General features: G+C 41.5%; 10 protein-coding genes. All 10 read left to right on the top strand.

Annotated features, from left to right (window positions below):
- The first annotated feature begins 106 nt into the window (after positions 1-106).
- The 10 genes from C900_RS18970 to atpG all read left to right on the top strand — a co-directional run bounded on the left by C900_RS18970 (position 107) and on the right by atpG (position 7,114).
- Entirely contained in the window at positions 107-976 is an 870-nt protein-coding gene (locus tag C900_RS18970) for a M23 family metallopeptidase (protein ID WP_040497106.1), read from the top strand.
- Positions 977-988: 12 nt separating this feature from the next.
- A complete protein-coding gene (locus C900_RS18975) occupies positions 989-1,420 on the top strand; it encodes a bactofilin family protein (protein ID WP_009581786.1) in 432 nt (143 codons plus the stop codon).
- The gene (locus C900_RS31055; protein ID WP_083867530.1) at positions 1,374-1,613 is read left to right on the top strand and encodes an AtpZ/AtpI family protein; all 240 of its coding nucleotides are present in this window, start codon (positions 1,374-1,376) and stop codon (positions 1,611-1,613) included. Before C900_RS18975 ends, C900_RS31055 begins: the two co-directional genes overlap by 47 nt.
- A gap of 2 nt (positions 1,614-1,615) precedes the next feature.
- A complete protein-coding gene (locus C900_RS18980; RefSeq protein WP_083867531.1) occupies positions 1,616-2,008 on the top strand; it encodes a DUF6168 family protein in 393 nt (130 codons plus the stop codon).
- 104 nt (positions 2,009-2,112) lie between these two features.
- Positions 2,113-3,201 (top strand): F0F1 ATP synthase subunit A, encoded by a 1,089-nt coding sequence (gene atpB / locus C900_RS18985; protein WP_009581789.1) that lies wholly within the window; start codon positions 2,113-2,115, stop codon positions 3,199-3,201.
- A gap of 36 nt (positions 3,202-3,237) precedes the next feature.
- The gene (gene atpE / locus C900_RS18990; RefSeq protein WP_004569351.1) at positions 3,238-3,426 is read left to right on the top strand and encodes an ATP synthase F0 subunit C; all 189 of its coding nucleotides are present in this window, start codon (positions 3,238-3,240) and stop codon (positions 3,424-3,426) included.
- A gap of 87 nt (positions 3,427-3,513) precedes the next feature.
- The gene (locus tag C900_RS18995; RefSeq protein WP_009581790.1) at positions 3,514-4,014 is read left to right on the top strand and encodes a F0F1 ATP synthase subunit B; all 501 of its coding nucleotides are present in this window, start codon (positions 3,514-3,516) and stop codon (positions 4,012-4,014) included.
- 3 nt (positions 4,015-4,017) lie between these two features.
- Positions 4,018-4,578 (top strand): ATP synthase F1 subunit delta, encoded by a 561-nt coding sequence (gene atpH / locus C900_RS19000; protein WP_009581791.1) that lies wholly within the window; start codon positions 4,018-4,020, stop codon positions 4,576-4,578.
- Between the two features lie 18 nt (positions 4,579-4,596).
- The gene (gene atpA, locus C900_RS19005) at positions 4,597-6,177 is read left to right on the top strand and encodes a F0F1 ATP synthase subunit alpha (RefSeq protein WP_009581792.1); all 1,581 of its coding nucleotides are present in this window, start codon (positions 4,597-4,599) and stop codon (positions 6,175-6,177) included.
- Between the two features lie 58 nt (positions 6,178-6,235).
- A complete protein-coding gene (gene atpG, locus C900_RS19010) occupies positions 6,236-7,114 on the top strand; it encodes an ATP synthase F1 subunit gamma (protein ID WP_009581793.1) in 879 nt (292 codons plus the stop codon).
- The last annotated feature ends 1,023 nt before the right edge of the window (positions 7,115-8,137 follow it).

Below are 8,137 nucleotides of genomic sequence, written 5' to 3' on the forward strand. Positions count from 1 at the left end.
CTGCAAGTTTGAGCATTTCACTGATGAAACGTAAAATTTATGATAATTAATACAATAATAGTTTATAATATCTATTTTTGTTCCCCAAATTTTAATCCGCAGCAAATTGAAGGCTAGAAAGACACTTTCAAGTTGGTTGGTTAACCGCTATCTTCTGATTATAAGAAATGAGGAAAATTTTGCTGAAAAATCAACTTTTAGTTTTACCTACGCGAAAGTAATACTTTTAACGGTTACCGTGTTCATCGTTTTAATGGCACTGAGCCTTTTGTTGGTAAAAACTTTACTTGCACAATGGTTTGATCCAAGGCATGCCCAGATAGAGGCCAATAAAAACCTGTATGAGCTTACCTTAAAGGTAGATTCTCTGGCCCAGGAGGTGGAAGAAAAGGATCGTTTTATCAAGAACTTTCAACGTGTGTTGAGTGGAGACACCATTGAGGTGTATCAGGAGTATGATATGACGGCCACTGCCAATAAGCGTATCAATACCGAGAATATAGATGTAACGAAACTTTCACCTATAGATTCCCAATTTAGGCAGGAATTTGAGCAGACGGATCTCTCGCTATTAAATTTTACACCCGGCACCCATCACGAATTGCAGGAAGTATTTTTTTTCTCACCAATTTCAGGGTTTGTTTCTGCGCCTTACAATGTAAAAGACGGGCATTTTGGGGTGGATATAGTTGCAAAGAAAAATGAGCCGGTGAAGAGCGTGGCAGATGGTACCGTCATTATGTCGTCATGGACTCAGGATTCAGGTTATGTAATTGCTATTCAGCACAGAGGCAATTTGATATCAGTTTATAAGCACAATGCTGAACTATTAAAAAAAGTTGGTAGTTTTGTAAATGCTGGGGAAATTATAGCAATTATTGGCAACACCGGTGATTTGACCGATGGACCTCATTTGCACTTCGAGTTGTGGAATAACGGAAACTCTGTTAACCCGGAAGAATTTGTAACTTTTTAAACAGTAAGGAACATGTTTACCTCAAAAGAAACTCACAAAGTGGCAGAACAGATCAGCAATTCAAGTAACATTATTGGTAAGGGCACTATTCTTGAAGGCAATATTGAGACCTATGGAAATATTCGTATAGAAGGAAAGGTGGTTGGTAATATAAAAACCAAGTCAAAGCTTGTGTTAGGACAATCTTCCCAGGTAGAGGGCAATATTCTGGCTCAAAATGCTGAAGTAGAGGGGGAGCTGAAGGGCAACATTGAAATTACTGATGTATTGATCTTAAAACCTACATCAACTGTTTATGGTGATATAGTTACCAATAAACTTATTGTTGAATCAGGAGCCACTTTCAATGGCGGATGCAAAATGGGAGTGACCATGAAGGAGATCAATATAGGAGAGAATGGAACAGCAAAAATCCTCAAACAAGAAGGAGCCAAAGCGGTATAACAGCTACATAAAGTATTCCGGGTTAGCGATTCAAATGGCCGTTTCTATTTATTTTGGACATTTACTAGGGCAATATCTGGATCAGAAGACGGGGAATGCTTCGGAACTATACTCGAAAATATTCACATTGGTTGCCGTATTTCTCTCCATTTTTATGGTCATACGAACAGTGATCAAATCCAACTCAGACTGAAAATGATTAAAAGGTTTTTCTCCTTTACAATTCTTGTGCTAATCCTTTCCACGTCACTATATGCTAGCCAGCATTATCTGCTAAATTCTTTGGATCAAACACTGGCATTCTCTTTGGTGGCCATGTACCTCTTTCATTTCATTTCATATGTGATCATTTGTCTTTCTGTGGAATACCTTAATGCCAAACTGCCTTCTCAGGTAGGATATGCTTATCTGGCTTCCGTATTTATTAAAATAGGTGTTTTTGTCCTTGTATTTAAATCTACTATTGTAGGCGCAGAGGACCTGACCCTGGTAGAAAGGCTATATATTATCATTCCGATGTTTCTTTTCCTGGTTCTTGAGGCGATCTATTGCGGACGTTTAATGAATGCACAACAGCACACCAAATAATATTGAGAAATTTGCTGGAAACATTCTGAAAAAAAAGATTGATCTTATTGAGAAATGCTTAATTTTGCACCCAAATTTATCACGGATTCGTTTTAAGCATGGTGATGTCAAACAAAATTACAAGCTTTTTATCAATACTTGCACTTTTGATTTTCTCAAATGTAGCTTTTGCTTCAAGCACTGGCGAAAATGAGCAGATAGATGGAGGTGCCGTAGATACCCAGGAGGAAATTAACGCCTACATCAGGCACCACTTACAAGACGCTCACGATTTTACACTGTTTACACTTGGAGAATCGGGTAAGCACATTGGCTTCCCCCTGCCGGTTATACTTTGGGATGATGGGCTTCATGTTTTCATGTCATCAAAGTTTCATCATGGAGCTGCCGTTGCTGAATCTAACGGAAATTATTACAAATTATATCACGGTAAAATATACAAAACCAATGCCGAAGGAGAGATCAGCTATGATGAGGATCGTCACCCGACCAATGCAAGGCCGTTGGATCTGTCTATCACTAAAAACGTGGTAGGGATGTTATTTGCAGGAGCGCTCCTTTTATTTGGGTTTGCTTCACTGGCGAAAAACTATAAAAACAAACCGATACCTAAGGGTTTTGGAAGAGTGCTTGAACCATTGGTGATATATGTTAGAGATGAGATCGCCAGACCAAATATTGGGCCTAAGGCAGACCGCTATATGCCATACCTGCTAACTGCATTTTTCTATATATGGTTATTAAACCTGCTGGGGCTTACCCCACTTGGTTTTAACGTAACTGGAAATATAGCTGTAACTGTTTGCCTGGCTTTATTTACATTTTTTATTGTGCAGTTTAGTGGCAATAAGGACTATTGGAAGCATATCTTCTGGATGCCGGGGGTGCCTGTTCCTATGAAGATACTCCTGATGCCAATAGAACTGTTGGGAGTATTTACCAAGCCTTTTGCATTGCTTATCCGTTTGTTTGCAAATATTACCGCGGGTCACTTTGTGGTGATGAGCCTTATTGCGCTGACTATCACGATGAAGGCGGTTTTCGGACCAATTGCTGCAACGGGAATGTCATTTGCCCTGGCCTTGTTTATAACGGTTATAGAAATATTAGTTGCATTCCTTCAGGCATATATCTTTACAATGTTGTCGGCATTGTTTATAGGTATGGCCGTTGAGGAGCACGATCATCATTAAAAGAGAATTTTTGTTTAATTATATAAATCAATTCACATGTACAATTTAATTGGAGCAGGATTAATCGTGATCGGTGGTGGAATTGGACTTGGCCAGATTGGTGGAAAAGCAATGGAAGGTATTGCTCGTCAGCCAGAGGCAGCCGGTAAAATTCAAACTGCCATGATTATCATTGGAGCATTATTGGAAGGTCTGGCATTTGGAGCCTTGATCTTAGGTAAATAATGCAGAAGCATGGAAAACACATCTTGTTGCGGTAGGCGCAAGATGTGTTTCTTTAAATGAATAAACAAAAACACTAAATAATATATAATGGATCAGTTGTTAAACGACTTTTCGCCCGGCTTGTTCATCATGCAGGCGCTTATTTTCCTGGTTCTCCTACTGCTTTTGACAAAGTTTGCCTGGAAACCGATCGTTCAATCCCTAAGGATCAGAGAAGAATCCATTCAGGATGCGCTTGATGCAGCGGAGCGTGCGAAGCAGGAAATGGCTCAGTTGAAAGCTGATAATGAAAAGCTATTAGATGAGGCCAGACAGCAGAGAGATACTATATTGAAAGACGCGAGAGAAGTGGCCGCTGCATTGAAGGAAGAAGCAAAGGCAGATGCCGGAAAACAGGCTGAAAGAATGATAGCAGACGCCAAAGCAGCTATCGATAACGAAAAGCGTGCTGCATTAGCAGAGGTTAAAACACAGGTAGCGGCACTCTCTTTGGAGATCACCGAAAAGCTGCTTAGAAAAAAGCTTTCTGATGAAAGTGCTCAGAAGGAGCTAATTGAAGATTTTGTACAAGAAGTTAAGCTTAACTAACACATGTCAGAATACAGAGTAGCATCCAGGTATGCCAGATCCCTGTTGGCACTAGCTGAAGAAAAGGGGGTTATTGAAGAAGTACACAATGATATGCTGTCTTTTCTGCAGGTGTGTGAAGAAAATCGTGCTTTTGTATTAATGCTAAAAAACCCTGTAATTAAACATGATAAGAAAGGGGTTATTTTGGAACAGATATTCAAAGGCAGGGCTAGTGATCTGACGCTGACATTTTTTGAGATCATTACCAGAAAGAATCGTGAGGCTGCCCTTCCGGCAATTGCCAAAGAGTTTCATAATCAATATAATGCCTACAAGGGTATAGAGTTAGCTACTGTAACTACCGCGGTGCCTTTGGATAAAGGTTTAAGATTGAAGCTCGAAGAGCTTGTAAAGAAGATGTCTTCAAAAGAGAAGGTGGAGCTTATAGAAATAGTTGATAAGGATGTTATTGGAGGGTACGTACTTAAAGTTGGCGACCGCCAAATTGACGACACCCTGAGAAGTAAGCTCAAGGAATTAGAACTGCAGTTCAGTCAGAATCCATATATAAAAGAATTTTAATTTTAAGAAAGAAATACAATGGCAGACGTAAGACCAGACGAAGTTTCAGCGATATTAAGAGAGCAACTCTCAGGTGCCCGAACTGAAGCCGAACTTGAAGAAGTAGGTACGGTATTAGTAGTGGGTGATGGTGTTGCACGCATCTATGGCTTATCAAAAGCACAGTCAGGAGAACTCCTGGAATTTGAAAACGGCCTGAGGGCATTGGTACTCAACCTGGAAGAGGACAACGTGGGAGCCGTACTTTTGGGTGACTACAAGGATATTAAAGAAGGAGATACTGTTAAGAGAACGGGAAGAATTGCCTCTATCAAAGCCGGTGACGGTATGGTTGGCCGTGTTGTGGATACTTTGGGTAATCCTATTGACGGTAAAGGTCCTATAGAAGGAGAAACCTATGAGATGCCGCTTGAAAGAAAAGCGCCAGGGGTTATTTACCGACAGCCGGTAAGTGAGCCTCTGCAAACTGGTATTAAGGCGATTGACTCAATGATCCCTATCGGAAGAGGACAGAGAGAGTTGATCATCGGTGACCGTCAGACTGGTAAGACTGCAGTTGCTATTGATACAATTATTAATCAGAAGGAGTTTTACGAAAGAGGTGAGCCTGTTTACTGTATTTATGTGGCCGTTGGCCAGAAGGCGTCAACAGTTGCCGGTGTGGTAGCAGCTTTGGAAAAAGCCGGTGCAATGGACTACAGTGTGGTAGTATCCGCTTCTGCTGCTGACCCTGCTCCTATGCAATTCTTTGCTCCGTTTACCGGTGCTGCCATAGGCGAATTCTTCAGAGATACTGGCCGACCTGCACTGGTTATTTATGATGATTTGTCAAAGCAAGCAGTTGCCTATCGTGAAGTGTCGTTGCTGTTAAGAAGACCTCCAGGCCGTGAGGCATATCCCGGTGACGTTTTCTATCTACACTCAAGACTTTTGGAAAGAGCAGCAAAGATCAGCCAGAACGACCAGATTGCTCAGGCGATGAATGACCTTCCTGAATCTATCAGAGGTATGGTGAAAGGTGGCGGATCATTAACAGCTTTGCCCATTATCGAAACACAGGCTGGTGACGTTTCTGCTTATATCCCAACTAACGTGATCTCTATTACAGATGGTCAGATATTCCTTGAAACAAACCTGTTTAACTCTGGTATCAGACCAGCGATTAACGTGGGTATATCAGTGTCACGAGTGGGAGGTTCCGCTCAGATCAAATCTATGAAGAAAGTGGCAGGTACATTGAAGCTTGATCAGGCGCAATTCCGTGAACTTGAGGCATTTGCTAAATTCGGATCTGACCTTGATGCCGCTACAAAGCTTACTATTGAAAGAGGAAGACGTAACCTCGAAATACTAAAGCAGGCGCAGTATTCTCCTGTGTCGGTAGAGGAACAGGTTGCGATTATCTACGTTTCTACGAAAGGATTTATAGATGATGTTCCTGTTGGGAAGGTGAAAGAATTTGAGCGTAACTTCTTGGATATGTTGAGGAATAAGCATAGAGATGTGCTTGATGCTTTAAAAGCCGGAAAGCTGGAGGATAACGTTACGGATACTTTAGCGAAGGTTGCTAAGGATCTTGCTAAAGAATACGCTCACTAAAAATAATTTTTCACATCGCTGAGTTTATACTCAGCGATGATAAAACTTGATTCGACAAATGGCGAATTTAAAAGAGGTAAAAGGAAGAATTCAATCTGTAGTATCTACTCAGCAGATCACAAAGGCCATGAAAATGGTTGCGGCAGCGAAGTTGAGAAGGGCTCAGGACAGTATTACCCAGATGAGGCCTTATGCTCAGAAGCTTAATAGTATGCTTCAAAACCTGTCTTCACAGGGAGGAGACGATGAGCAAGGTAAATTCTCTGAGGTAAGACAGGTGGAGAAGGTGTTGCTGATAGCTGTCACCTCTGATAAAGGGTTATGCGGAGCTTTTAATAGCAACGTTTTTAAAGCTGTAAACAGAACTATCAAAGAGAAGTACCAGCGTCAATTCAGCAATGACAATGTCACTATTCTCACAATAGGCAAAAAGGCTCGCGACTACTTCACCAAGCGGAATTACAAAGTGGTTACCGATTATTGGGATATGTTTTCCCCTGTTTCGTTTGAAAAAAGTACAGAGGCAGCAGAATATGCCATGAATTCTTTCGTGGACGGCAAATATGATAAGGTAGAGATTATCTACAATGAGTTTAAGAATGTTGCCACTCAGATCATGAGGGTTGAGCAGTTCTTACCTGTTGTTCCCTCAGAAGAAATAGGCAGCAGCCTGTTTCAGGTAGACTATATTTTCCAGCCTTCCAGGGAAGAGATCGTACGTGACCTTATTCCTAAATCGCTGAAGATACAGGTGTTCAAAGCGATACTTGATTCTAACGCTGCCGAGCATGGTGCACGTATGACAGCCATGGATCAGGCAACGGATAATGCCGGGGAGTTATTGAAAGAACTCAGATTGACTTATAATAGAACACGCCAGGCTGCTATTACAAAGGAAATCCTTGAAATTGTAGCAGGAGCTGAAGCGCTTGGGTAGTATTGACTCATTATGTTTAATAAAAAAGCGAATCGGAAGGTTCGCTTTTTTATTATGCGCCTGGCATGAGCGATAGTTATAGGGTGCAAGTCCCGAAATGCTACCCATAGTCGTTAACTTAAAAGAAAATATAGCCCCAGAAGGGCCAAATCTTTGTAGCCCGGGGTGAAGCCCCGGGTTTAAAAAGGAAGTAGAATGTGCCATAGGAAGGCTTAGCCATGAAACACAGGCTTCCTTGGCACACGCTGTTAGCAGTAGGATCGAAGCTTTTCTCAAGCAACCATAGATGCGCCAAGATAGCCTTCACCCCTTCCAAAGCCTGAATATGGCGCATTAAAAATTTAATCCTTCCCGGGATTTCACCCTGGACTACCAATATTGCATCCCAACCGGGATGCTTAAGTTAACGGCTATGGAAATGCTACCGGCTAGATTAATGTAACGTGAGTTCGATATAGTAGAACCGATTAAAATGTATTCGTATCTAAAAACAGACCTAAAAACCTCTTTTTAAGGTCATTCTGCCTGTACCCGAATGTGCTGCGAACTTGCCTCGGGGAGGCACGAAGAATCTTGCTGAGTTTAAGGGTACTATTCACAACTTAGGAAGATCCTTTCTTACATCAGGATGACTGCCCTTTATTAAGCATTTTATATCGAACTCAGGTTAATGTAAGAGGCTCCATAAGGAGGCTCCGAATCAGAAGATAGGACGGGATCCGAAAACAGATTAGAGTTACATAATTTGCTTGGATGGCTAAAACAACACCCACATACTAAGGTGTAAAGGCAAGGAACCGCCTGTATCTACGGCGAGTGGTGTGAGAGGACAGATAGGGAAATAACTTCCGATTCCCACTCTCACACATTATTCATCGGATGAGACTTGTTTTATGCAGACACTCATGCGATGGGAAAGCGCACCACACTTATTATCTAACGTGAGTTCGATATAAGATGCCTGAAAATAAATGGTCATCCCGAGGCAACCAACAACTTTAGTTGATTTTGAGGATAATGACA

The organism is Fulvivirga imtechensis AK7 (assembly GCF_000331535.1).
GTDB lineage: Bacteria > Bacteroidota > Bacteroidia > Cytophagales > Cyclobacteriaceae > Fulvivirga > Fulvivirga imtechensis.

What these genes read in the sequence shown, in the direction of transcription:
- atpG (WP_009581793.1), top strand. Translation starts at nt 6,236, where the DNA reads ATGGCGAATTTAAAAGAGGTAAAAGGAAGAATTCAATCTGTAGTATCT.
- C900_RS31055 (WP_083867530.1), top strand. Translation starts at nt 1,374, where the DNA reads ATGGAACAGCAAAAATCCTCAAACAAGAAGGAGCCAAAGCGGTATAAC.
- atpH (WP_009581791.1), top strand. Translation starts at nt 4,018, where the DNA reads ATGTCAGAATACAGAGTAGCATCCAGGTATGCCAGATCCCTGTTGGCA.
- C900_RS18995 (WP_009581790.1), top strand. Translation starts at nt 3,514, where the DNA reads ATGGATCAGTTGTTAAACGACTTTTCGCCCGGCTTGTTCATCATGCAG.
- atpE (WP_004569351.1), top strand. Translation starts at nt 3,238, where the DNA reads ATGTACAATTTAATTGGAGCAGGATTAATCGTGATCGGTGGTGGAATT.
- atpA (WP_009581792.1), top strand. Translation starts at nt 4,597, where the DNA reads ATGGCAGACGTAAGACCAGACGAAGTTTCAGCGATATTAAGAGAGCAA.
- C900_RS18975 (WP_009581786.1), top strand. Translation starts at nt 989, where the DNA reads ATGTTTACCTCAAAAGAAACTCACAAAGTGGCAGAACAGATCAGCAAT.
- atpB (WP_009581789.1), top strand. Translation starts at nt 2,113, where the DNA reads ATGTCAAACAAAATTACAAGCTTTTTATCAATACTTGCACTTTTGATT.
- C900_RS18980 (WP_083867531.1), top strand. Translation starts at nt 1,616, where the DNA reads ATGATTAAAAGGTTTTTCTCCTTTACAATTCTTGTGCTAATCCTTTCC.